Source organism: Daejeonella sp., assembly GCF_049655485.1.
In the GTDB taxonomy this organism is placed as follows: Bacteria; Bacteroidota; Bacteroidia; order Sphingobacteriales; family Sphingobacteriaceae; genus Daejeonella.
In genome coordinates, this window is record NZ_JBASJU010000313.1 from 1 (window position 1) to 1,668 (window position 1,668).

Annotated in this window: 1 protein-coding gene and 1 pseudogene; both read right to left on the reverse strand. The window is 43.0% G+C overall.

Annotated features, from left to right (window positions below; all coding sequences use genetic code 11):
* Positions 1 to 700 (reverse strand): annotated as a pseudogene (locus WBJ10_RS12710) (peptidase M28); the annotation flags it as partial.
* Positions 700 to 1,668 (reverse strand): PDZ domain-containing protein (locus WBJ10_RS12715; RefSeq protein WP_424290861.1); only part of this gene is annotated, 969 nt, incomplete at its 5' end. The pseudogene WBJ10_RS12710 and the gene WBJ10_RS12715, both read right to left, overlap by 1 nt.

The window sequence follows — 1,668 nt, forward strand, 5'->3', positions numbered from 1 at the left end:
GGTCATAATGTGCGGAGAACAAAACGAGTTCTTTTTCTTTTGATTTTCCTGGAATCATTCCTGCCACATTGAATAATGGAAGTATTTCGATCTTATTGTTCGCTTTTACATTAAACGTGTTTGCTTCGATTGACCCAAGAACGAAAACCACACCAGCACTCTCACCGGGTTTTTCAACAATGCGGCCTCTTTTGGAATTATCCTGTAATCGTTTGAAGATTGCTGCATGAGATGGATCCACAACTACAATCACCGGGGTTTTTGAAGTTAGCGCCGCACGATATTTCTGGCCAAACTGTTCGCCCGCACCAATTTTTTGGATCGCGGCCCCTGAGATATTGCTCATCTCCAAGATGGCCTTATCCGACACCACAATAACATTTGCAGGATCAATGATTTGCCCATCTACAGTTACGTTTGCAATTGCTGGTGATATTCTGGTGACGCTGAATTCCTGTCTATAGTCATTTTCGCCAGCAAGTGGTTTTAAGCCAATCTTTCTGAATTCCGCTTCAATGAAACTCGCTGCTTTGTCGATGCCCTGGGTAAAAGTGCCCCTTCCTTGCATATCATCAGCAGAAAGTGTTTTAATAACCCGTGTTATTTCGTTTTGCTGAACAAACTGTTCAGGCTTTTGAACTGAACATGAATTCAGGATTAAAAGTGCGGCCACGCCAGCGTGTATTTTGTTGATCTTCATTATTTTATTTTGGATGATAACCAGTTGTTTCTGAATTGGGTTTGTTGCGGAGTGGGGTTTTCAAAAGGAACGACTGTCAATGTATTGTCTTCCTGAAATCTCAAACTCGATGTTTTTACTGCGCCCTTGTGTTCGAAAGTTACCGTAACAACTTGCCCGGGCTTGTATTTGGAAAGAATCTCCTCAAGATTCACAGCTCCCGTTAAATTAGTATCTCCAATTTTTAGGATATAATCACCCACGTCAATCCCTGCTTCGTAGGCAGCTGAGCCTCTTACTGTTGGACTGGCCACTCTGTTTTTTCGGGAACCTGGAATCAATGTCAAACGGACCGGGCCCATGCTTGCTTTACCGGGAGATGCTTTACGCAGTTCGAGTCCGGCATTTGCCAGCAGTTTACCATATTCGTTCTTCTCGATCCCTTCCACATACTTCTTAAAGAAATCCTGTGCAAATGATGTATTTGTCAGTTGGCCAAGAACATTTTGCAAATCAAGGATGGTGTAAGGAATTTCGCTTTTTCCATGAGCCGTCCAGACTGCCTTCATGTAATCGTCCAATGTTAAGTTGTATTCGGATCGTAAACGAAGATCAAGACCCAGAGCCACAAAAGCACCATAGGTGTAATATGAAGCAAAATTATTGGCGTAATTGTTCTTATCAACTGATACGCCGGCATCTACAAAAACCGCGTACCGACTCATATGGGTTGGAGAAAAGGACGCAGCACCCGGTGAATTCAAAATACCATTAAGTATGCCCGACACAATCCCATGGTATTGCTTATCTGTTCTGAAGCCTGCACGTTTAAGTATCAAGTCGCCGTAATACTGAGTAAAACCTTCAGCGAACCAAAGCTCGCTGCTCATATTAGCGTAAGAGAAATTAAAAGGCTCAAGGGTTTTCGGACGGATGCGTTCTACATTCCAGGCATGAAAAAATTCATGTGAGAAAGTACTCAGCATAGC